The organism is Pseudomonas sp. GL-R-19, assembly GCF_019956375.1.
Taxonomy (GTDB): domain Bacteria; phylum Pseudomonadota; class Gammaproteobacteria; order Pseudomonadales; family Pseudomonadaceae; genus Aquipseudomonas.
Map to the genome: position 1 here is coordinate 1 of NZ_JAHBDJ010000040.1, position 21,877 is coordinate 21,877.

The 21,877-nt window shown below is 58.6% G+C and carries 20 protein-coding genes; 12 read left to right on the forward strand and 8 right to left on the reverse strand.

The genetic code is table 11. From position 1 onward, the window contains the following. A partial coding sequence (locus tag KGA83_RS20040) for an ammonium transporter (RefSeq protein ID WP_223530637.1) occupies positions 1-1,030 on the reverse strand: 1,030 nt, incomplete at its 3' end. Between the two features lie 328 nt (positions 1,031-1,358). Here KGA83_RS20040 and KGA83_RS20045 point away from each other — a divergent pair. The 7 genes from KGA83_RS20045 to KGA83_RS20075 all read left to right on the forward strand — a co-directional run bounded on the left by KGA83_RS20045 (position 1,359) and on the right by KGA83_RS20075 (position 9,047). Beyond that, a complete protein-coding gene (locus KGA83_RS20045; RefSeq protein WP_007983472.1) occupies positions 1,359-1,673 on the forward strand; it encodes a YqjD family protein in 315 nt (104 codons plus the stop codon). Between the two features lies 1 nt (position 1,674). Further along, positions 1,675-2,067, forward strand: coding sequence for a phage holin family protein (locus KGA83_RS20050; protein ID WP_108219619.1), 393 nt, complete (start codon positions 1,675-1,677; stop codon positions 2,065-2,067). Next, positions 2,064-2,408, forward strand: coding sequence for a hypothetical protein (locus KGA83_RS20055; protein WP_108219620.1), 345 nt, complete (start codon positions 2,064-2,066; stop codon positions 2,406-2,408). The genes KGA83_RS20050 and KGA83_RS20055 overlap by 4 nt, the downstream gene beginning before the upstream one ends. Before the next feature lie 215 nt (positions 2,409-2,623). Beyond that, positions 2,624-3,952, forward strand: a complete 1,329-nt coding sequence (locus KGA83_RS20060) for a deoxyguanosinetriphosphate triphosphohydrolase (protein WP_108219621.1) — start codon at positions 2,624-2,626, stop codon at positions 3,950-3,952. A 178-nt stretch (positions 3,953-4,130) separates the two neighbouring features. Then, positions 4,131-4,523: a response regulator gene (locus KGA83_RS20065; protein ID WP_223530639.1), complete on the forward strand. Its 393-nt coding sequence runs from the start codon at positions 4,131-4,133 to the stop codon at positions 4,521-4,523. Positions 4,524-4,770: 247 nt separating this feature from the next. Then, positions 4,771-5,397 (forward strand): response regulator transcription factor, encoded by a 627-nt coding sequence (locus tag KGA83_RS20070; protein WP_218427741.1) that lies wholly within the window; start codon positions 4,771-4,773, stop codon positions 5,395-5,397. Positions 5,398-5,405: 8 nt separating this feature from the next. After that, entirely contained in the window at positions 5,406-9,047 is a 3,642-nt protein-coding gene (locus tag KGA83_RS20075; protein WP_223530641.1) for a transporter substrate-binding domain-containing protein, read from the forward strand. Positions 9,048-9,133: 86 nt separating this feature from the next. On the opposite strand, the gene KGA83_RS20080 is transcribed toward KGA83_RS20075, so the two are convergent. Together KGA83_RS20080 and KGA83_RS20085 are read right to left on the reverse strand one after the other, a co-directional pair. After that, positions 9,134-9,616 (reverse strand): GAF domain-containing protein, encoded by a 483-nt coding sequence (locus KGA83_RS20080; protein ID WP_108219625.1) that lies wholly within the window; start codon positions 9,614-9,616, stop codon positions 9,134-9,136. After that, positions 9,613-10,503 carry an ATP-binding protein gene (locus KGA83_RS20085; RefSeq protein ID WP_223530643.1) on the reverse strand — a complete coding sequence of 297 codons (891 nt, stop codon included), beginning with the start codon at positions 10,501-10,503 and terminating at the stop codon, positions 9,613-9,615. The genes KGA83_RS20080 and KGA83_RS20085 overlap by 4 nt, the downstream gene beginning before the upstream one ends. Positions 10,504-10,668: 165 nt before the next feature. On the opposite strand from KGA83_RS20085, the gene KGA83_RS20090 reads away from it, so the two are divergent. Further along, complete coding sequence (locus tag KGA83_RS20090; RefSeq protein WP_115948253.1) at positions 10,669-12,990, forward strand: response regulator; 2,322 nt, start codon at positions 10,669-10,671, stop codon at positions 12,988-12,990. On the opposite strand, the gene KGA83_RS20095 is transcribed toward KGA83_RS20090, so the two are convergent. The 3 genes from KGA83_RS20095 to msrB form a co-directional block, all read right to left on the reverse strand. After that, positions 12,974-13,435 carry a MarR family winged helix-turn-helix transcriptional regulator gene (locus tag KGA83_RS20095; RefSeq protein ID WP_115948254.1) on the reverse strand — a complete coding sequence of 154 codons (462 nt, stop codon included), beginning with the start codon at positions 13,433-13,435 and terminating at the stop codon, positions 12,974-12,976. The genes KGA83_RS20090 and KGA83_RS20095 overlap by 17 nt on opposite strands. Next, the gene (locus tag KGA83_RS20100; protein WP_115948255.1) at positions 13,432-13,917 is read right to left on the reverse strand and encodes a glutathione peroxidase; all 486 of its coding nucleotides are present in this window, start codon (positions 13,915-13,917) and stop codon (positions 13,432-13,434) included. The genes KGA83_RS20095 and KGA83_RS20100 overlap by 4 nt, the downstream gene beginning before the upstream one ends. 125 nt (positions 13,918-14,042) lie before the next feature. Then, the gene (gene msrB / locus KGA83_RS20105) at positions 14,043-14,438 is read right to left on the reverse strand and encodes a peptide-methionine (R)-S-oxide reductase MsrB (protein ID WP_115948256.1); all 396 of its coding nucleotides are present in this window, start codon (positions 14,436-14,438) and stop codon (positions 14,043-14,045) included. A gap of 226 nt (positions 14,439-14,664) precedes the next feature. Between msrB and KGA83_RS20110 the strand changes: the two genes are divergently transcribed. Both KGA83_RS20110 and htpX read left to right on the forward strand, forming a co-directional pair. Continuing rightward, positions 14,665-15,876: a pyridoxal phosphate-dependent aminotransferase gene (locus KGA83_RS20110; RefSeq protein WP_115948257.1), complete on the forward strand. Its 1,212-nt coding sequence runs from the start codon at positions 14,665-14,667 to the stop codon at positions 15,874-15,876. 315 nt (positions 15,877-16,191) lie between these two features. Continuing rightward, on the forward strand, positions 16,192-17,082 hold the full coding sequence (gene htpX / locus KGA83_RS20115) for a protease HtpX (protein WP_007973520.1): 891 nt from the start codon (positions 16,192-16,194) through the stop codon (positions 17,080-17,082). 178 nt (positions 17,083-17,260) lie between these two features. On the opposite strand, the gene KGA83_RS20120 is transcribed toward htpX, so the two are convergent. After that, positions 17,261-17,917 carry a thiopurine S-methyltransferase gene (locus KGA83_RS20120; RefSeq protein ID WP_223530645.1) on the reverse strand — a complete coding sequence of 219 codons (657 nt, stop codon included), beginning with the start codon at positions 17,915-17,917 and terminating at the stop codon, positions 17,261-17,263. 102 nt (positions 17,918-18,019) lie between these two features. On the opposite strand from KGA83_RS20120, the gene KGA83_RS20125 reads away from it, so the two are divergent. Then, entirely contained in the window at positions 18,020-18,787 is a 768-nt protein-coding gene (locus KGA83_RS20125; protein WP_223530647.1) for a DODA-type extradiol aromatic ring-opening family dioxygenase, read from the forward strand. 137 nt (positions 18,788-18,924) lie between these two features. Here the strand turns inward: KGA83_RS20125 and KGA83_RS20130 are convergent, their stop codons facing one another. Further along, positions 18,925-20,598: a DEAD/DEAH box helicase gene (locus tag KGA83_RS20130; protein WP_108219631.1), complete on the reverse strand. Its 1,674-nt coding sequence runs from the start codon at positions 20,596-20,598 to the stop codon at positions 18,925-18,927. Positions 20,599-21,020: 422 nt separating this feature from the next. Here KGA83_RS20130 and KGA83_RS20135 point away from each other — a divergent pair, with 422 nt between their 5' ends. Continuing rightward, entirely contained in the window at positions 21,021-21,812 is a 792-nt protein-coding gene (locus KGA83_RS20135) for a crotonase/enoyl-CoA hydratase family protein (protein WP_115948260.1), read from the forward strand. Positions 21,813-21,877: the final 65 nt, after the last annotated feature.

A 21,877-nucleotide genomic window follows, 5' to 3' on the forward strand; every position in this document is an offset into this window, starting at 1 on the left:
CACCCAGCCCGCCCAAGGCGCTCTGACCGAAAATGCCGCAGGCAATGCCGCCCCACACGCCGCACAAGCCATGCAACGGCCACACACCCAATACATCGTCGATGCGCCATTTGCCTTGGGCCGCGGTAAAGCACCAGACAAACAGGGCCCCCGCGATGGCACCGGTGACCAGCGCCCCCACAGGATGCATCAGGTCGGAACCGGCACAGATTGCCACGAGCCCCGCCAACGGACCGTTATGCAGAAAGCCGGGGTCGTTGCGCCCGACAATCAACGCCGCCACCGTACCGCCCACCATGGCCATCAGCGAGTTCACCGCCACCAGTCCGCTGACACCTTGCAGGGTTTGCGCGCTCATGACGTTGAAGCCGAACCAGCCAACGATCAGGATCCACGAGCCCAACGCCAGAAACGGGATGCTCGATGGCGCGAACGCAACCAGGCGACCTTCGCGATAGCGGCCATTACGTGGCCCGAGCAACAGCACCGCCGCCAGTGCCAGCCAACCGCCCATGGCATGCACCACCACGGAGCCTGCGAAATCATGGAAACCGGCGCCGAAGCGCTCCAGCAACCAGGCTTGCAAACCCAGGTTGCCATTCCAGACCATGCCTTCGAAGAACGGATAGATGAACGCGACAATCAACGCGGTTGCACACAATTGCGGGACAAACCGGGCGCGCTCGGCGATCCCGCCGGAAATGATCGCCGGGATCGCCGCGGCAAAGGTCAGCAGGAAGAAAAACTTCACCAGTCCATAGCCATGGTCGGCATTGAGCACGGCCGCTGGCTGCATGAATGTCACGCCATAGGAAATCCAATAGCCTATAAAGAAGTAGGCCAGTGTCGAAACGGCGAAGTCACTGAGGATTTTCGACAACGCATTGACCTGGTTTTTCTGTCGCACGGTTCCGACTTCGAGAAAGGCAAAACCGGCGTGCATGGCCAGAACCATGACCGCACCGATCAGAATGAACAGCGTGTTGGAGCTATGGACCAGGGTGTCCACAGCGCTTTGCAGGTTTTCCATGGGATGGGCAGACCTTATGGCAGAAAAAAGCACCAAAGCAGTTCGCGATGACTGTCCATGCACCAAGTTGCGGCTTCCAAGCATCAGCGCACTGATCTCGTTGAACCACTTTGGCGCACGGACGCCCTCCAGGAAAAACGCGCCCCGGACGTTTACGCGAGTTTTTGATTGTTGGTCCTACGGTTTTACTGAAATCATGCCCGGCCATAGCGCAATGATGCGAACCGGTGCACCACGACAAAGCAAAAGTTGTACCAGTCATTTGTACTGAACCTTCGCCGAAGGCTCATACTCGAACACATCAGAAAGCCACTTAAGGAGATCCACCATGGCCCGCACCCAGGCAAAGACCGCCCAAGAAATCCTGATGAACGACTTTCAGACACTGGTCAGTGACACCGAACGGTTGCTGGAGCACACCGCGACCCTGGCCGGCGATCAGGCCGACGAATTGCGCGAGCAGATTCACGACAGTCTCTTGCGTGCCCGTGAAACCCTGAAACTGACCGAAGACTCCCTGCGCGAACGCGGCAAGGCGGCTGTCACCGCCACTGAAGACTATGTCCAGGCCAACCCTTGGCAATCCGTCGGGATCGCGGCCGGTGTGGGTTTCCTGATCGGCCTGCTGGCCAGCCGGCGCTGATATGTCGATCGGTGAATCCGGCCCGTCTGTAGCGGGTACCAGCAGCTCCTCATCGCGACGCCTGGGCGCTGCCTTCCTTGGGTTGCTGCACAGCCATGTCGAACTGTTCGGCATCGAATTGCAGGAACAAAAAGCCCGCACCGTCAGCCTGCTGCTGTTTGCCGGCCTGGCGCTGGTGTTTGCATTGCTGCTGTTGGTGGGGTTGTCGACGCTGGTGCTTATCGTGTTCTGGGACACCTATCGCCTGACCGCCATCATCGGGCTCTGTGTGTTCTACACCCTCGCCGCCATATTCTGTGGAATGCGTTTGAGAGCAGCAATTTTCGATGAGTCCTCGCCCTTCCACGGCACACTGCAAGAGCTGGCCAACGATCGGGAGCGCCTGCTGCCATGAGCCTGCCTGAATTGCCACACAACAGCTCACGCACGGAAATGCGCAAGGCCCTGATCCGCTTGCGCATGGAAATGCATCGTCAGGAAATCCGCCACGAATCCGCGCAACTGCTACAACCTTTGCAGCGGGTGCGCGGGATCACACAAAACCTGCAGGACGGTTTTGGTATCAAGCACGCGCCACTCTGGGGCGTGGCCGCCGTCACCTTGCTGGGCTTTCTGAGCGGCAAGGGTGCAAAAAACGGCGGCGGCCTCAGCAGCCTGACCCGGCTGGTCCGGCTCGGTGCCACACTGGCGCCGCTGATCAAGCTGATCACGCAGGGCTCTTCGCGCAAAGACTGACCAGTTTTTTCTGGCTGTATTCTTGCCATGCCGACGGGATGCGCCCCTCTATCGAGGGGTGCAATCCTGTGCGCCTACCCGGTCAACAGGCACCCTGCAAAAAAAATCTTGCAAGGAGGCCTCGATATCGGTTTCGCCGAGTTGTAGTTCCGCTTGCAGGTCATGGCGCGAAACGGGAAGCTAGGCTATCAGTCACCTGACGGAGAGACCCCGCCTTGGATTGGCACACTCTGCTTACCCGCGAACGCCTCGGAAAACCTCTGCACAGCCCTGAAGAGCTCGGCCGCAGCCCTTTTCACAAAGACCACGACCGCATCATTTTCTCGGGGGCTTTCCGCCGCCTCGGGCGCAAGACCCAGGTCCATCCGGTGTCCAGCAATGATCACATCCATACGCGCCTGACCCACTCGCTGGAAGTCAGTTGCGTGGGTCGCTCACTGGGCATGCGGGTCGGCGAAACCATCCGCAATGCCCTGCCCGACTGGTGCGAACCCAGCGACCTGGGGATGGTGGTGCAATCGGCTTGCCTGGCACACGACATCGGCAACCCGCCTTTCGGCCATTCCGGTGAAGACGCGATCCGGCACTGGTTCCAGCAGGCCGCCGGCCGTGGCTGGCTGGATGCAATGAGTGAAGCCGAGCGCAATGACTTCCTGAACTTCGAAGGCAATGCCCAGGGCTTTCGGGTACTTACTCAACTGGAGTATCACCAGTTCGACGGCGGCACCCGACTGACCTATGCAACGCTGGGCACGTACCTGAAGTATCCATGGACGGCCAGGCACGCCGACTCGCTGGGCTACAAGAAACACAAGTTCGGCTGTTATCAGAGCGAGCTGCCGCTACTTGAGCAGATCGCCCATAAACTCGGCCTGCCACAACTGGAGGAGCAACGTTGGGCGCGACATCCTCTGGTGTACCTGATGGAGGCTGCCGACGACATCTGCTATGCACTGATCGACCTGGAAGACGGCCTGGAAATGGAGTTGCTGGAATACGCCGAAGTCGAGTCCCTGCTGCTGGGCCTGGTGGGCGATGACTTGCCTGAGACCTACCGCCAGCTCGGTCCCGGCGATTCGCGCCGACGCAAACTGGCGATCCTGCGCGGTAAAGCCATCGAGCACTTGACCAATGCCGCGGCCCGGGCGTTTGTCGAGCAACAGGATGCGCTGTTGGCCGGTACGCTTTGCGGCGACCTGGTGGAACACATGCACGGTCCCGCCAAGCGTTGCGTGCTGAATGCCAAGGACATGGCCCGCAAGAAAATCTTCCAGGACAAGCGCAAGACTCTGCACGAGATCGGTGCCTACACCACACTGGAAATCCTGCTCAACGCCTTTTGCGGCGCAGCGCTGGAGCAACACAATGGACGAACGCCGTCGTTCAAGAGCCGTCGTATCCTTGATCTGCTGGGCAACAATGCACCCGACCCTCACGGCCCATTGCACACTTCGTTTTTGCGCATGATTGATTTCATCGCCGGCATGACCGACAGCTATGCCAGTGACATGGCCTTGGAAATGACCGGACGCGCCAGCCACTGAGGTGTATCGATTGATCAGCCATTACGGCATTCGTAATGGCTGATCCCCCCTTCAAACTCCAACAGCACTCAAGTTTCGTCGAATCGCCCTACAGCACCTGTCGAGCAAACTGATCGCTTGTCCGGCACTCTCGCGAAACAATCGCCCTCCCTTCTGTTCGACAGATGAAGTGCGCCCCATGGCCGAAGACGATCTACGCATCCTCGTGGTGGAAGACCATCCCTTTCAACTAATAGCCACTCAGTACTTGCTGGAAAGTTATGGTTTCACCCGGCTGACTACCTCCGATAGCGCCAAAAGCGCCATGCAGCAAATGCTCGGGGCGGACCAACCGTTCGACATTCTTTTATGCGATCAATGCCTGCCCGATCTGACGGGACTCGATCTGGTCCGGTTCGCCAGCCAGCGAAGGCTGATCAGACAGGCGATCATTCTGAGTAGCCTGACAACGTCTGAATTGGATGAGCTTGTAAAAACGGCCACTGATTACGGGCTGCCATTATTGGGATACTTGATAAAACCACTGAAACAATCTGAATTTAGAGACTTGTTGACCTCAGCACCACTATAGAAAAAAGAAACATATAAAAGCCGGAAAACATACAGCGTAAAACTTACAAACAACCTCCTTCCAAAGTGCACCAAAGCGCTGGACTTCCCTAGCCTTCCTAATAAGAAACCTAGTTGATACGTAGTCCCATTCCTTTTAATTTGTAGGATTTCTCCTATATTGCTGCTACAGCTCGGTCAGTTCATGCGGCCCTTCAAGTATCTGAGCTAAGGTGCGCGCTTTATTTGAGCTCGCATGGGACTTGATTATGAACTCCGTTTTTATTGTCGACGATCACCCGGTTATCCGCCTTGCCGTTCGAATGCTGCTGGAGCATGAAGGTTACAAAGTCGTCGGCGAAACTGACAATGGGGTCGACGCCATGCAGATGGTTCGCGAATGCATGCCCGATCTGGTCATTCTCGACATCAGCATTCCAAAACTGGATGGCCTGGAAGTGCTATCCCGATTCAACGCAATGAATACACCTATTAAAACACTGGTACTGACAGCACAATGCCCGACACTTTTCGGCATTCGTTGCATGCAATCCGGTGCCTCGGGCTATGTCTGCAAACAAGAGGACATCAGTGAACTGGTCAGCGCCATAAAAGCGGTATTTGCAGGTTACAACTATTTTCCGAGCGAGGCCTTGAACCCCATCCGCGGAGATGAAACACGCTGCATCGAACTGGAACTGTTCAAATCCGTAAACGACCGGGAACTGATGGTCTTGCAACTTTTTGCGCAAGGTCGCACAAACAAGGAAATCGCCAAGGGAATGTTTCTGAGCAACAAGACCGTGAGCACCTACAAAAAGCGCCTCATGCAGAAGCTCAAAGCCAAATCCCTGGTTGAACTCATCGAGATGGCTAAACGAAACGCGCTAGTGTGAGATCCTCGATGCCCAGCCGTTTGAAGGTTTATCTGATACAGGTGACTGCAGGTCTATGCGTGAGCACCTCGTTGTTTGGGGCTCCGAACAGTGAACGCTACACGCTGCTCAGCCGTTCGAAGGCCGGAGCAATGGAGGTTCGACTGGATGAATCCCAACGGCAATGGATAAAGCAAAAACATGAACTGACGCTCGGAACGTCGGCCCCGGACTACCCCCCTTTCGACCTGACCACCAGTGGGCAGGACTATGAAGGGTTTACCGCCGATTACGCGGGTCTTCTGGGAAAAATAACCGGTTTGCCCGTCACGGTTCAGCGTTTCGATTCCCGAGGGGCCGCGATCGCTGCACTGGAAAGCGGCGAAGTCGATCTGCTAGGCACCGCCAATGGATTCGAAGCTGGCAATGCCGACATTGCACTGTCGATACCCTATGCCGTCGACCAACCCGTATTGGTGACCCGCGAAGGGGAAACCCGATCCCTCACCGATGGCCTGGCCGGATTGCGCCTGAGCATGGTGTATCACTATTTGCCGCTGACGGAAGTCAGGGCGTTGTACCCGAAGGCGATCATCACGTCCTATCCCTCCTACCAGAATGCAATCAACGCCGTTGCTTTCGATCAGGCGGACGTGTTTCTCGGTGATACCATTTCAACTCACTACATGATCAACAAGGGATACCTGAACAACATCCGGATGGCCAACTTCGGCAAACATGAAGCCTATGGTTTCAGCTTCGCCGTTAACAGGAACAACCCCGAGCTGCTTGGCATCATCAACGCGACGATCACGGCCATCCCCTCCAGTGAGCGAGAAAACATCGCCAAACGCTGGAGCGCCGGTAGCGACATTCTGCTGACCGATCAAAAATTGCAACTCACTGAACGGGAAGAACGCTGGCTGGCACGCCACCCGATAGTGCGCGTCGTCGTCAACGAAGCCTTTGCGCCACTGACGTTTTTCGATAGCAACGGCAACTTTCGCGGGGTCACCGCAGATTTGCTTGAGCTGATCAGGCTGCGCACCGGCTTGCGCTTTGACATCCGGCACAGTCGGAGCGATGACGAGATGATCAAACAGATCAAGGACAACAAGGCCGATGTGATCGCCGCGTTGCTTCCCAGCGCGCAACGTCAAACCCAACTGAACTTTACCCGACCCTTTCTGGAAAATTCCTACGTCCTGCTGACCCGCAAAGCCGCCGACAGCCCGACCAACCTCGTGCAGTTGCAGGACAAGCGCCTGGCCATTGCCCGCGGCAATCCACTCATGGACTACCTGCGCAGAGAATTTCCCCGGATCAAGTTGATCGAAGCCCCGGACACCTTCAGCGCCGTAGAGTTACTCGCCGGAGGCCAGGCCGAGGGCGCGGTGAACTCACTGATCATTGCCAATTACTTCATTTCGTCGCGACTGTTCGAGCACACACTGCAAATCAGCACCACCATCGGCACCGAGCAGGCAGCGTTTTCCCTTGCCACCGCTCAGGGCGCCAAAGAGCTGAACGCGATTCTCGACAAGGCGTTACTCAGCATCTCGCCGGAAGAGCTGGGCATCATCAACAGCCGTTGGCGCGGCTATTCGGCGTCTTCGCAAAACACCTGGCGCAACTATCAACGACTGTTCTATCAGATCGTCATCGGTGCCGGCGTGCTGTTGCTGATTTCCATTGCGTGGAACGACTACATGCGACGCCAGATCAAGCAACGCAAGGCCGCCGAGCGTGCGTTGAACGATCAGTTCGAGTTCATGCGATCGCTGGTCAATGGCACGCCCCATCCGATCTACGTACGTGATCGCCAGGGGCTACTGCAAAGTTGCAACGACAGCTACCTGCAAGCGTTCAGCGCCAGGCGTGAAGATGTCATCGGCAAAAGTGTCATGCAGGGATCGATGAGCAATGTATTCGAAGCCCGGGAGTACCAGGCTGACTACCAACGCGTGGTGGCCGAGGGCAGGCCTTTGATCGTCGATCGCGAACTGCACATTGGCGGCCGGCGGCTGACGATCTATCACTGGATTCTTCCCTATCGGGACTCCAGCGCAAAAGTGCAAGGCATTATCGGTGGCTGGATCGATATCAGCGAACGGCGGCAACTGCTCGATGATCTGCGTTGCGCGAAAGAACGTGCCGATAACGCCAACCGGGCCAAAAGCACGTTTCTGGCCACGATGAGCCATGAGATCCGCACGCCGATGAATGCAATCATTGGCATGCTTGAACTGACACTCAAGCGTCTTGATCATCAGCACCCGGAGCGTGCGGCCATCGATGTCGCGTACAACTCGGCGAAAGGGTTGCTGGAGCTGATTGGCGACATTCTAGACATTGCCAGAATCGAATCAGGACGCTTGAGCCTGAGCCCGGAGCGCGTTATTCCGGGTGAACTCGTAGCCTCGGTCGTGCGGATTTTCGATGGTCTGGCCCGACAGAAGGAGCTCGAGCTGGTACTTGAGTTCCCATCGGCCAACCCGACCTTCGATGTGTTGCTGGACCCTTTGCGCTTCAAGCAAGTGCTGTCCAACCTGATCAGCAATGCCATCAAGTTTACCGAGCAAGGTCAGGTCCGGGTCATTGTCGATCTGCAGCCGGCAACGCAATCCGGGCGCGTGCAGATGCAGGTGCAGGTTCACGACAGTGGTATCGGGATCAGCGAACAGGATCAACAGCACCTGTTCGAACCCTTCGCCCAGGCCGACAACGCCATGCAATCGGCAAGGGGGGGCGCAGGGCTGGGGCTGGTGATCAGCCGCAACCTCTGCGAGATGATGGGCGGCAGTCTGCAATTGCGCAGCGAGCCGGGCGTCGGCACTCAAGTGGAGGTGTTGCTGCTGCTGGAAACATTGCCGCTGCAACAGTCAGCCCAGGTGGCCGAAACGCAAATCATCGTCGCCACTACCCCGTTGAGTGTGCTGGTAGTCGACGATCACCCGGCCAATCGCTTGCTCACGTGCCAGCAACTGGAGTTTCTTGGACATCGATTTACCGTCGCGGCCGATGGCCAGGAGGGACTGGATGCATGGAAAGACCAGCCGTTTGATCTGGTGATCGCCGATTGCAACATGCCGGTCATGAACGGTTACGAGCTGGCCCGCGCCATTCGCCAGCATGAACGACAAAACCATCGTCCTCCCTGCACCGTTCTCGGTTTTACCGCCAACGCCCAACCGGAAGAAGTACAACGCTGCAAACAGGCGGGAATGGACGACTGCCTGTTCAAACCCCTCAGCCTCGGTGCCTTGAGTCAATGGGTGGAAGGCATTGGGCCCACCCAGGCAACCCCGGCGTTCAACCTGCACGGGTTGAAACTGATGACCGGAGGCAACCCGATGTTGAACCGGCGATTGCTCAACGAGTTGGCGAATAGCAACCGCCAGGATCTGCAAACACTGTTGGCACTGTCCAGCCCAGGGGATACGCAGGCGCTGCAGGACATTGCCCACAAAATCAAAGGCGCAGCCCGGATAGTGCAGGCATCCCGCTTGATCGACCGCTGCGAGGCACTTGAAGCAGCCTGCCATGAGGATTTCGATCGCGAAAAAGTGGCTGCATGCTGCAAATCCATGGAGTGCGCCATGCTTGAGCTGGAGGACGCGTTACTACGTCAGATCGAGCATTACGACGAAGGCAAAGTGACAGAGCCTTGACGATGCCCGGACCCTCGGCAGGGTGTTGACCGTCATGGAGAAAACCGGCGTCAGGCCTGCTGCTCAAGGCAGGCCCGGAGTCTTGATCAGCAGTCGGTCAGGCGCAGGAAAATCGCCGCCAGGTGTTCGATTCCTGCCTGGTCCTGTGCAGTGAAACGCGCCAGTTTCGGACTGTCGAGATCGAGCACGCCGATCAATCGGCCGTCCTTGACCAGCGGCACCACCAGTTCGCTGTTCGAGGCGCTGTCGCAGGCAATGTGACCGGGAAACGCGTGCACATCTTCGACCAACTGAGTCTGCAAGGTGGCTGCCGCTGTCCCGCATACGCCGCGACCGAACGGAATCCGCACGCAAGCGATCTGCCCCTGAAACGGCCCCAGCACCAGTTCTTCATGGCGGTTGAGGTAGAAGCCGGCCCAGTTCAAGTCATCGAGCTGATTGAACAGAAACGCCGAGAACTGCGCGGCATTAGCGATGAAATCCCGCTCGTCCGCCAGCAAGGACTCCAGTTGCGCGTGCAGCATGCCGTAGCCTTCGAGGCCCTGGCCGCTCTTTTGTAAATCGATCATGCCTTGTGCTCCAACAGTTTCAGCCCGACCCAATAACGGGCAAATTGATAAGCGCAACGTCCATTGCGATTGCCTCTGCCTGTGGCCCAGCGTACCGCCAGAATGTCCAGTTCCTCGGTGCGCTGCCACGCCAGTCCGGCCTTGCCGGCCAACTGGCCGATCCAGTGGTCGACGACGTCGAGGAAGTGTTCTTGGGTAAACGGATAGAACGACAGCCACAGGCCGAAGCGGTCCGACAGCGCGATCTTGTCTTCCACCGCCTCGCTTGGATGCAATTCTCCGTCGACCCGTTTCCAGTTTTCGTTGTCGCTTTCCTTTTCCGGCACCAGGTGGCGACGGTTGGACGTGGCGTACAGCAAAACGTTGTCCGGCGCCTGTTCCAGCGAGCCATCGAGGACGCTTTTGAGCACTCGGTAATCACCCTCGCCCGACTCGAAGGAAAGGTCATCGCAAAACAGCACGAAACGCTGGGGCAGTTTGCCGATCTGTTCGACCACTCGCGGCAGGTCTGCCAGGTGATCACGTTCAATCTCGATCAAGCGCAAACCGGCTTGGGCGTGCTCGGCCAACAAGGCGCGCACCAGTGACGACTTGCCCGTGCCGCGCGAGCCCCAGAGCAAGGCGTGGTTGGCCGGCATGCCATCGAGAAACTGTCGGGTATTGCGCCCAAGCTGCTCGACTTGCCGGTCGACGCCGATCAGGTCCGACAGGCGCATGTCGAGGCAGACCTGAAGCGGCATCAGATAACCGCCGCTCGACTCACGCTGCCAGCGCGCGGCCAGGCATTGCGTCCAGTCGATGGCTGGCCGGGGGGCCGGCAGCAACGGCTCGATACGGGCCAGAACGGCATCGGCGCGTTCAAGAAAAGCATTCAATCGGGAATCCACGACTTCTCCTCGGGCACGTTCACAGTAATGATGGTGATACAGCGACGAAACACAGCGTCACACAAGCGGTGGCCCTCGCAGTACAGGCCTCGCGAGAACATCAACAGGCAGGCATGATCGACTATGCTTGAGCAGCGAAAGGAAACGGAAGTGGTTCACCCCTCCATGGACATCAAATTCACCAACCGACTGTCATTCAAGCAAGCCCGGCTTACCGTGCTGGTCGGTTTCATTCTGGGCACGCTGCTCAGCCTGCTGCAAATAGGCATCGATTATGCCAGTGAAGACGCCTCCATCAATCGTGAAATCCTTTCATTACTGGAAATCAGCCACAACCCGGCCTCGCGAATTGCCTACAACATCGACGCCGAACTCGCCAAGGAACTGACCCTGGGCCTGCTGCGCTCGCCAGCGATCACTGGTGTGAAACTGACCGACAACAACGGCACTGTGCTGGCCAGCGTCAAGCGACCTGGTGTGGAAAACGGATACCGGATGCTCAGTGACTTCCTGTTCGGTGCCAACCGACAGTTCGAAGACCGGCTTTACCTGGATCATTTACCCAACGAATCCCTGGGTACGCTGCGACTGAACGTCGATACTTACGCTTTCGGCGACCGGTTCCTGCGCCGGGCCGAAGTGACCCTGCTCAATGGTTTCGCCCGCAGCCTGCTGCTGTCCGGCATCCTGCTGGCGCTGTTCTATGTGATGCTGACCAAACCCCTGGTGCGGGTCATCCGCGAACTCAGCGGTCGCGACCCGAGCAGCACCGAGCCGACCTCACTGGAGTGTCCCGCCGGGCACACCGACGATGAGATCGGCGTGTTGGTCAAGGTTGCCAACCAGCAATTCAAAAACATCGCCACCGAAATCCAGCAGCGGCGCAATGCGGAAAACCGCCTGACCGAGTATCTCGGCCAACTGGAAAATATCGTCTCGGCCCGTACTGCCGAACTCAACGCGATCAATGCCCGGCTGAGCCAATCCAACGAGGAACTGGAAGTCGCTCGCAGCACAGCACTGGACATGGCCGACGCCCGCTCGGTGTTCCTGGCCAACATGAGCCATGAAATCCGCACGCCCCTCAATGGCTTGCTCGGGATGATCGCGCTGTCCCTCGACGGGCCGCTGACTGCCGAACAACAGCAACAGCTGTCCATCGCCCATGACTCGGGCAAAGTGCTGGTGGAATTGCTCAACGATATTCTCGACTTGTCGAAGTTCGATGCCGGTCAACTCGAACTCGAACACATCCCCTTCGACCTCGGTTCGCTGATCGAAGACACTGCCAACCTGTTATCGCAGAACGCCGCCCCCAGCGTCGAACTGACCTGCCTGATCGATCCGCATTTCCCGACACTTGTGCTCGGCGATCCGACCCGGGTGCGGCAGATCGTCAGTAATCTGCTGTCCAACGCCCTCAAGTTCACCCGTTTCGGGCGTGTCGACGTGCGCCTGTCGACGTTCGGGGACGGCGTCAGAATCGAAGTGTGTGACACCGGCATCGGAATCCCGCTGGATGCCCAAGTGAAAATTTTCCAGCCTTTCACTCAGGCCGGCGCCGGTATTACCCGCCAATTTGGCGGCACCGGGCTGGGCCTGGCACTGACCTACAACCTTTGCGAAGCCATGCAAGGGCGCCTGACGATCGACTCCGAGCCGGGTTTTGGCAGCCAGTTCTGCGCGGACTTGCCATTGCCCAGCCATACCCGTGCAATGCCTGCTGTTTCGCTCAAGGGCAAAGTCATCGCCATCACGTCCGCCAGCAGCGGGCTGGGCGAACTGTTGAACGGCCTGTTACCTGGCTGGGGACTGGACTATGAACGGCGCTCCATGGATGACCCACTGCTTGGCCTGGCGGCCGACGTGCTCATCACCGACTGCCCCGAGTGCCTGTTCAATTTGCGCCCCACCCTCAGCGCGCCGATCCTGCTGGTTACCGCTTATGGCAATTTCATGCCCAGCGAAGAGGTCAACGCCCTCGCCCCCTTGCAACAGCAGGCCCGCCCCCTGGCACGCAATACGCTGCATCAGTTGTTGCGGCGAATCCTGCAACCGCAAACCCACCCGATCAACAATGCCCCACTCGACGCGCAAAGCCCGCCGCGCCGCGGGCGCGTGCTGCTGGTGGAAGATAATCCGGTCAACCAACTGGTGGCCAAGGGCATGCTCGGTAAACTCGGCTGCGAGGTGACCACCGCGGCCCATGGTGCCGAAGCCCTGGATCAACTCGAACAACGGGAATTCGATCTGGTGCTGATGGACTGCAACATGCCCGTGATGGACGGCTATGAGGCCAGCCGGCAAATCCGCCGCAGCGGACGCTGGCCCCAACTGCCCATCGTCGCCCTGACGGCCAACGCCATGTCGGAAGAGCGCGAACGCTGTCGTGCCGCGGGCATGAGTGACTACCTGGCCAAACCCTTCCGGCGGGAAGAACTGGCTGCCCTGCTGGACTTGTGGATCTGCGCTACGTCAGCGCCTTGATCTGTCCCAACAAGTGATCGAGACCATCGCGCAAATCATTGAGACGGCTCAGATCGACCCCGCTGTCGCACAACAGGCGGGCCTTGAGTGGCCCTACCTGATCACGCAGGGCCGTGCCGGCTGGCGACAGGCTCAGATGCACTTCACGCTCATCGCGCGCCGAACGCTGACGCTGCACCAGTTGCAGTTGTTCGAGGCGCTTGAGCAACGGTGTCAGCGTGCCGGAATCCAGGGCCAGGCGCTCGCCCAGCGCCTTGACGGTCGGCTGCTCCGGGGGCGATTGCTGCCACTCCCACAGCACCAGCATCGCCAGGTACTGAGGGTAAGTCAGGCCCAACTGATCGAGCATTGGCTTGTAGGCGCGAATGACCGCCCGGGAAGCGGCGTACAGCTTGAAACACAGCTGGCTGTCGAGCTTCAGGGAATCGACTGACAAGGTATTCATTTGAGCAGGGCTTCGATCTCGCGGGTCAGGTCCTGCGGCTTGGTCGCCGGGGCGAAGCGCTTGACCAGTTGCCCGTCCTTGCCGATCAGGAACTTGGTGAAGTTCCACTTGATGCCCTGGGAACCCAGCACACCCGGTGCGCGCTTTTTCAATTGCACGAACAGCGGATGGGCGTCGGCACCGTTTACGTCGATCTTTTTGAACAACGGGAAGCTGACACCGAAGTTCATCTCGCAGAATTCGGAGATCGCCCCTTCGTTGCCCGGCTCTTGCTTGCCGAACTGGTTGCAGGGAAAACCGAGCACCACAAGGCCCTGGTCCTTGTAGGTCTGCCACAGTTCTTCCAGGCCTTTGTACTGCGGAGTGAAACCGCATTTGCTGGCCGTGTTGACCACCAGCACGGCCTTGCCGGCGAAATCCGCCAGGGTCTTTTGCTCACCCTTGATGGTGGTGCAAGGGATGCTCAGCAGGTTGTCGCTCATGTTTGAGGGTCCGAGTGAATGGAAGATATAACAAAATAGCGAGCAATTGAATTGCGTGCAATTTAATTAATCAAAACACTGACCAACTGTAGGAGCTGCCGAAGGCTGCTCCTACAGGGCTCGCATTACGCGCGGGGCACCAGGTCCAGGCACACTGAGTTGATGCAATAGCGCAGACCGGTCGGCGGCGGACCATCGGGGAATACATGCCCCAGGTGCGCGTCGCACTTGGCGCAGACCACTTCGGTGCGGATCATGCCGTGGCTGACATCACGGATTTCGGTCATGGCGCTGTCACCGATCGGTGCGTAGAAACTTGGCCAGCCGCAGCCGGAATCGAACTTGGTGCTGGAGTCGAACAACGGCTCGTTACAGCAGATGCAGTGGTAGATACCGTCGGTCTTGGTGGCGTTGTATTTGCCGGAAAACGGACGTTCGGTGCCTTTGAGGCGGCACACGTTGTACTGCTCTGGGTCGAGCATCGCCTTCCATTCTTCCAGGGTTTTTTCCAACTTTTCCATCATCACACCTCAGCGGCTGAAAAAGCCCGATCTGTACCTTTTCCACGGATCGGGCGGCACGTATGATTGCGCCTCGTCAAACGCCAGTCTGGCAGCCAGTCCACGCGCATTCAAACGGAAATATGGGTGCTGCATCTCAAGGCGTCAGGCCTGTGTGAATACGCAGGATTCCCAGCACGGTTGCCCAAACGCCGTCTGGATCGTTCATTTTCGGGAACACATCGCCATGCAGGTCAGCAAATCGAACAAGCTCGCCAACGTCTGCTACGACATTCGCGGCCCGGTGCTCAAGCACGCCAAGCGCCTGGAAGAGGAAGGCCATCGCATCCTCAAGCTGAACATCGGCAACCCGGCGCCTTTTGGTTTCGAAGCGCCGGATGAAATTCTCCAGGACGTGATCCGCAACCTGCCGACCGCCCAGGGCTACAGCGATTCCAAGGGCCTGTTCAGTGCGCGCAAGGCCGTGATGCAGTACTACCAGCAAAAGCAGGTGGAAGGCGTCGGCATTGAAGACATTTACCTGGGCAACGGCGTTTCCGAACTGATCGTGATGTCGATGCAGGCCCTGCTCAACAATGGCGACGAAGTGCTGGTGCCGGCGCCGGACTATCCGTTGTGGACCGCAGCCGTGAGCCTGTCCGGCGGCAATCCGGTGCATTACCTGTGCGACGAGCAAGCCAACTGGTGGCCGGACCTGGCCGACATCAAGGCCAAGATCACCCCGAACACCAAGGCCCTGGTGATCATCAACCCGAACAACCCGACCGGCGCGGTGTATTCGAAGGAAGTGCTGCTGGGCATGCTGGAACTGGCCCGCCAGCACAATCTGGTGGTGTTCTCCGACGAGATCTACGACAAGATTCTCTACGACGATGCCGTGCACATCTGCACCGCCTCCCTGGCGCCCGACCTGCTCTGCCTGACCTTCAACGGTCTGTCCAAGTCCTATCGCGTGGCCGGTTTCCGTTCCGGCTGGATCGCCATTTCCGGCCCGAAACACCACGCCCAGAGCTACATCGAAGGCATCGACATGCTGGCGAACATGCGTCTGTGCGCCAACGTGCCGAGCCAGCATGCGATCCAGACCGCCCTGGGTGGCTATCAGAGCATCAATGACCTGGTGTTGCCGCAGGGCCGCCTGCTGGAGCAACGCAACCGCACCTGGGAGTTGCTCAACGACATTCCGGGCGTGAGCTGCGTCAAGCCAATGGGCGCGCTATATGCATTCCCACGGATCGACCCCAAGGTCTGCCCGATCCATAACGACGAAAAATTCGTCCTCGACCTGCTGCTCTCCGAAAAGCTGCTGGTGGTTCAAGGCACTGCGTTCAACTGGCCATGGCCAGACCACTTCCGCGTCGTGACCCTGCCGCGTGTCGATGAGCTGGAGATGGCCATCGGACGCATCGGCGGCTTCCTCAAGTCCTACCGCCAGTAAGTGATCTGTCACCGTGCGACGCCCCCGAACGTCGCACGGTGATTCATCCGGCAACATTTGTTTGCATTGCGCCACTGGCAGTCGCTTTGTCGCTGCCGGACAGCGCCTTGCCTGCTCGCGCCTAACAAAGGCGGGGCCTTCGACACGAATTGACTGACAAACACTTCCCGCATACTTGTCGGAAATGCCCTGCAAGCAGCTAGACTGTTGCCGTAGGACACAGTTTGAAATAGTCACCCGGTTGAATACCCCGGTGCAGCACTTTATATACCCCGCAGTACGCTACATCTTTAGCATGAGGAGATTTCTACAACCATGATGCGCATCCTGCTGTTCTTGGCCACTAACCTGGCGGTCGTGCTGATTGCCAGCATCACCCTGAGCCTTTTCGGCTTCAACGGGTTCATGGCGGCCAATGGGGTTGACCTCAACCTCAATCAGCTGCTGATCTTCTGTGCGGTCTTTGGTTTCGCAGGTTCCTTGTTCTCGCTGTTCATCTCCAAGTGGATGGCGAAAATGAGTACCAGCACCCAGATCATCACCCAGCCACGCACCCGTCACGAGCAATGGCTGCTGCAAACCGTCGAGCAACTGTCCCGCGAAGCCGGGATCAAGATGCCCGAAGTCGGTATCTTCCCGGCCTACGAGGCGAACGCCTTCGCTACCGGCTGGAACAAGAACGACGCATTGGTCGCGGTCAGCCAGGGATTGCTCGAACGCTTCTCGCCTGATGAAGTGAAAGCCGTCCTGGCCCACGAAATCGGTCACGTGGCCAATGGCGACATGGTTACCCTGGCGTTGATTCAGGGCGTGGTGAACACCTTCGTGATGTTCTTCGCACGGATCATCGGCAATTTCGTCGACAAGGTGATCTTCAAGAACGAAGAAGGCCAGGGCATTGCCTACTACGTGGCGACTATCTTCGCCGAACTGGTTCTGGGCATCCTGGCCAGCGCCATCGTCATGTGGTTCTCGCGCAAGCGTGAATTCCGGGCCGACGAAGCCGGTGCAAACCTGGCCGGTACCGCCGCGATGATTGGCGCCCTGCAACGCCTGCGGGCGGAACAGGGACTGCCGGTGCACATGCCCGACACCCTGAATGCCTTCGGCATCAACGGTGGCATCAAGCAAGGGTTCGCTCGCATGTTCATGAGCCACCCGCCGCTGGAAGAACGTATCGATGCGCTGGCTCGTCGCCGGGGCTAAGAGGCTCCACAGCAAAAAAAAAGGCCCGCAGCGATGCGGGCCTTTTTTGTCGGCTAATTATTGGTATGTGTGAGGGCCTCATCGCGAGCAGGCTCACTCCTACAGGTGATTTGTGAACGATGCAGACCCCTTGTAGGAGCGAGCCTGCTCGCGATGAGGCCAGAACTGTCGCTACAAATTACCGCGTGGAAACCCGATACACCCGCTCCTCAAGCCTCGTAACACCCGCCTCCAGGAATTTCCCGCCTTCACTCAATACATCCTGATCTTCCAGGATCTTCAGCGTCCACGAGTCCCCGAACAACCGCCGCACCTCATCATCGAGCACGGCAAACGGCGGGCCGGACATTTGCGCCTGGTCATAGTCCAGGGTAATCACCAGGCCAAGGGACTCCTTCGGCAGTATCCGCTTCAAATGGGCGGCGTAGCGCTCGCGCATTTCCGCCGGCAACGCGATCAACGCCGCGCGATCATAAAGCGCGGAGCAATCGGCAACATCGCCTGCCGTCAGCTCGAAGAAATCGCCGCACCACAGCTCAATGGAACCTGCCCGATAAACCTTGAACGGCCCCTGCTCGCTGACGGCCGGATCAAAGCCATGCTCGCTGAAAAACTCCTCGACGGCTTTTTCCGACAGCTCTACTCCCAAGACCTCATGGCCTTGATGGGCGAGCCACAGCAAATCCAGGCTTTTTCCACATAACGGCACCAACACGCGCGCGCCTTCTTCAAGGCTTAACGCCGGCCAGAACCGCTTCAGATGAGGGTTCACCTGCGGCAGGTGAAAGCCGATCTGGTTCGCCGCCCACTTTTTGTGCCAAAACTCCGGCTGCATAAATAACCCCGAAAATTCGATCAAAACACCCTAAAACTTATATTAGATTTAGATTAATGATCTGACTGAAGATGTTGCATCTTAACTCTCAGGAGCTCATTCATGTTCCCCAGCCTGTACATATCCCACGGCTCCCCCATGCTTGCCCTGGAACCCGGCGCCAGCGGACCGGCACTCGCCCGCCTGGCCGCCGAGATACCGAAGCCAAAAGCCATCGTGATTGTTTCCGCACACTGGGAAAGCGATGAGCTGCTGGTCAGCGGCAATCCACAACCGGAAACCTGGCATGACTTCGGTGGCTTTCCCAAAGCCTTGTTCGAAGTGCAGTACCCAGCCCCAGGCGACCCACGACTCGCCGCAGAGGTTGCCGGGTTATTGAAAACCGCTGGCTTTCCAGCACGTGTCGACAGCAATCGGCCTTTCGACCATGGCGTCTGGGTGCCTTTATCGCTGATGTACCCGCAGGCAGACATCCCGATTGTCCAGGTTTCGTTGCCCACCCGGGGCGGCCCCGCCCTGCAGACCCGCGTTGGCCACGCGCTGGCCAGCCTGCGCGAGCACGGAGTCCTGCTGATCGGCTCAGGCAGTATCACCCACAACCTGCGGGAACTGGATTGGCATGCCGCTCCCGAGAGTGTTGAGCCCTGGGCTCTGGCGTTTCGCGACTGGATGATCGACAAACTCGCGGCGAACGACGAAGCCGCGCTACACGACTATCGTGCGCAGGCACCGAATGCCGTGCGCAACCATCCCAGCGACGAGCACTTGTTGCCGCTGTACTTTGCCCGTGCCGCCGGTGGGCCGTTCAGCGTTGCCCATCAGGGGTTCACCATGGGTGCGTTGGGCATGGACATCTATCGATTCGGCTAGCCCATGGACCGAGTTGCTCCCTTCGCGAACAGGCTCGCCCCCACAGGGCTCAAGCGTCGGCCACAAATCAGCAGGCAAAAAAAATCCCCGAACCAGTCGGGGATTTTTCATGTTCGATCAATCAGCCCGAAAGCGGATCAATCTTCGCGGTAGCGACGCAGCTTCAACTGCTTGCCGGCAACGCGAGTGTCCTTCAGCTTGGTCAGCAACTTCTCAAGACCATCTTCCGGCAGCTCTACGAGGCTGAAGCTGTCACGCACCTGGATGCGACCGATCGCTTCACGTGCCAGACCACCTTCGTTGAGGATGGCGCCCAGCAGGTTCTTGGCGGCGATACCGTCACGCGCGCCCAGCGCGGTACGGCAACGTGCACGGCCTTCGCCCAGTGGCATCGGAGCACGACGCTCGCGATCACTACGCTCTGGACGATCACCGGAACGCTCTGGACGATCGCCACGCGGTGCATTGTTCGGCACCAGTGGACGCTCTTTCTCGATTGCAGCCAGGGTCAGCGCTTGAGCGTTGGTTGCCTTGCGCAGCAGGGCTGCGGCCAGGGCACGCGGGCTGCAACCGATGTCGGCAGTCAGGCGATCGAGCAGATCACCGTGAGTCGATTCGGCATCGGCCACCAGCGGCGACAGGCTGTTGGTCAGTTTTTTGATGCGCGCATCCAGAACAGCTTGAGCGTCTGGCAGGCGAACTTCAGCAACCTTTTGACCGGTTACACGCTCGATCACTTGCAGCATGCGGCGCTCACGCGGAGTCACCAGCAGCAGTGCACGACCTTCGCGACCGGCACGGCCGGTACGGCCGATACGGTGAACGTAGGATTCCGGATCGTACGGCATGTCAACGTTGAACACGTGAGTGATGCGCGGAACGTCCAGGCCACGAGCAGCAACGTCGGTCGCCACAACGATGTCCAGACGGCCATCCTTGAGGGAGTCGATCACGCGCTCACGCTGGTTCTGGGCGATGTCACCGTTCAGCGCAGCGGCTTTGTAGCCTTTGGCTTCCAGGGCACTGGCCAGATCCAGGGTCGCTTGCTTGGTGCGCACGAACATGATCAGGGCGTCGAAATCTTCCACTTCCAGCAAGCTGAGAACGGCGGATGTCTTCTGGTCAGCGTGAACCAACAGGTGAGCCTGTTCGATCGCGGTAACGGTCTGGGTCTTGGTCTGGATCTTCACGTGTTGCGGATCGCGCAGGTGGCGTTCGGCAATGGCACGGATCGACTGCGGCAAGGTAGCCGAGAACAATACGGTCTGACGGGTTGCAGGCAGAGCCTTGAAGATAACCTCCAGGTCGTCCATGAAACCCAGCTTGAGCATTTCGTCGGCTTCGTCGAGAACCAGGTGGTTCACGGTCGCCAGTACTTTTTCGTCGCGACGCAGGTGGTCGCACAGACGCCCCGGAGTGGCGACAACGATCTGTGCGCCATTACGGATTGCTTTCAGTTGTGGGCCCATCGGCGCGCCGCCGTAGACAGCCACAACAGTCACGCCCGGCATTTGCTTGGCGTAGGTTTCGAAAGCGGTTGCAACTTGTAGCGCCAACTCACGAGTTGGCGCCAGGATCAGGGCTTGCGGTTCGCGCTTTGCAGGATCGATGCGATGCAGGATCGGCAGGGCGAACGCAGCGGTTTTACCCGTACCGGTTTGCGCCTGACCAATCATGTCGTGACCGGCCATGATGATCGGGATCGATTGCTGCTGAATAGCCGATGGCTCTTCGTAGCCAGTCGCGGTGACGGCTGCAAGAATATTCGGATTAAGATTAAAAGCGGCGAAGCCGCCGGTTTCCTGGGTCATGGGTCTGCCTCTAAGTGCATCCGCAAAGACCCATGCTCCAAAGCTGCGCGTGCCGTGTTGAGACTCAAGAGTCGCCCTGGCAGCTTTGTCGGCGGGGATTTGCGAAAACGAATGAATGAAAAGAATCGTCAAGGGAGAGTCCGCAGTACGGACGTGCAGCCGAAGCTGACTTCGGGGAATTGCTCTACCTAAACGCGGCCCGGCTAAAGGCCGGCGCGCACTATACCGGAATTTGCCCAAAAAGGGAGCTTTTTTTATCGGAAATCCACCGGATACACCTTTGTGTCACAGGCTTTGCGAATAATCGATCAGCCGTCTACTTTTCAAAGGCCCGGCCTTGCGGGTGATGGCGCTAAAACGGTTCACCCATTGCCGTGCAGACCGCCGGTCTGGCACGCCTTTCCCACCCCGAGGATCACTCCATGAATCAGCCTAACTCCAGTCGAGTCAGCCGCGAACGGCATGGTCATGTGTTCATGATCGGTCTGGATCGGGTAGCCAAGCGCAATGCCTTCGATCTCGACCTGCTCAACGCATTGAGCCTGGCCTATGGCGAGTTCGAAGCCGACAGCGAGGCGCGCGTGGCGGTGGTGTTCGCTCATGGCGAGCACTTTACCGCCGGGCTCGACCTGGTCGATGCCAGCGTTACACTCGCCGAAGGCTGGCAGGTGCCCGCTGGCGGCTGTGATCCGTGGGGGGTGTTCGCTGGCCCCAGGGTCAGCAAACCGGTAATCGTCGCCGCCCAGGGCTATTGCCTGACCATCGGCATCGAGTTGATGCTGGCCGCCGATATCAACCTGTGCGCCAGCAACACCCGGTTCGCGCAGATGGAAGTGCAACGCGGGCTCTTCCCGTTCGGCGGCGCCACCCTGCGCCTGCATCAAGTCTCCGGTTGGGGCAATGCCATGCGCTGGTTGTTGACCGGTGATGAGTTCGACGCCCGTGATGCCTTGCACCTGGGTCTGGTGCAGGAAGTCATGGCCAGTGAAGACTTGCTGCCCCGTGCGATTGAACTGGCCGAGCGGATCGCCCGGCAGGCGCCGCTCGGCGTTCAAGCGACGCTGATGTCTGCGCGACAGGCCCGGTATGAAGGGGAAACCGCTGCCGCACAAGCATTGCCTCTGCTAGTCAAGAAGTTGATGGCTAGCGAGGATGTCAAAGAAGGTGTGCGGTCGATGGTGGAGAAGCGGCCTGGGGTTTTCAAAGGTTGCTGAAAGTCTGTGTAGGAGCTGCCGAAGGCTGCGATCTTTGATATTGCTTTTGAAGATCAAAAGATCGC

Bases quoted from the DNA above. Each gene is read 5' to 3' on its own strand.
- KGA83_RS20070 (WP_218427741.1), top strand. From the start codon at position 4,771: ATGAACTCCGTTTTTATTGTCGACGATCACCCGGTTATCCGCCTTGCC.
- KGA83_RS20050 (WP_108219619.1), top strand. From the start codon at position 1,675: ATGTCGATCGGTGAATCCGGCCCGTCTGTAGCGGGTACCAGCAGCTCC.
- KGA83_RS20090 (WP_115948253.1), top strand. From the start codon at position 10,669: ATGGACATCAAATTCACCAACCGACTGTCATTCAAGCAAGCCCGGCTT.
- KGA83_RS20095 (WP_115948254.1), bottom strand. From the start codon at position 13,435: ATGAATACCTTGTCAGTCGATTCCCTGAAGCTCGACAGCCAGCTGTGT.
- KGA83_RS20100 (WP_115948255.1), bottom strand. From the start codon at position 13,917: ATGAGCGACAACCTGCTGAGCATCCCTTGCACCACCATCAAGGGTGAG.
- KGA83_RS20080 (WP_108219625.1), bottom strand. From the start codon at position 9,616: ATGATCGATTTACAAAAGAGCGGCCAGGGCCTCGAAGGCTACGGCATG.
- KGA83_RS20110 (WP_115948257.1), top strand. From the start codon at position 14,665: ATGCAGGTCAGCAAATCGAACAAGCTCGCCAACGTCTGCTACGACATT.
- KGA83_RS20055 (WP_108219620.1), top strand. From the start codon at position 2,064: ATGAGCCTGCCTGAATTGCCACACAACAGCTCACGCACGGAAATGCGC.
- KGA83_RS20120 (WP_223530645.1), bottom strand. From the start codon at position 17,917: ATGCAGCCGGAGTTTTGGCACAAAAAGTGGGCGGCGAACCAGATCGGC.
- KGA83_RS20075 (WP_223530641.1), top strand. From the start codon at position 5,406: ATGCCCAGCCGTTTGAAGGTTTATCTGATACAGGTGACTGCAGGTCTA.
- KGA83_RS20135 (WP_115948260.1), top strand. From the start codon at position 21,021: ATGAATCAGCCTAACTCCAGTCGAGTCAGCCGCGAACGGCATGGTCAT.
- KGA83_RS20065 (WP_223530639.1), top strand. From the start codon at position 4,131: ATGGCCGAAGACGATCTACGCATCCTCGTGGTGGAAGACCATCCCTTT.
- KGA83_RS20125 (WP_223530647.1), top strand. From the start codon at position 18,020: ATGTTCCCCAGCCTGTACATATCCCACGGCTCCCCCATGCTTGCCCTG.
- KGA83_RS20130 (WP_108219631.1), bottom strand. From the start codon at position 20,598: ATGACCCAGGAAACCGGCGGCTTCGCCGCTTTTAATCTTAATCCGAAT.
- msrB (WP_115948256.1), bottom strand. From the start codon at position 14,438: ATGGAAAAGTTGGAAAAAACCCTGGAAGAATGGAAGGCGATGCTCGAC.
- KGA83_RS20045 (WP_007983472.1), top strand. From the start codon at position 1,359: ATGGCCCGCACCCAGGCAAAGACCGCCCAAGAAATCCTGATGAACGAC.
- htpX (WP_007973520.1), top strand. From the start codon at position 16,192: ATGATGCGCATCCTGCTGTTCTTGGCCACTAACCTGGCGGTCGTGCTG.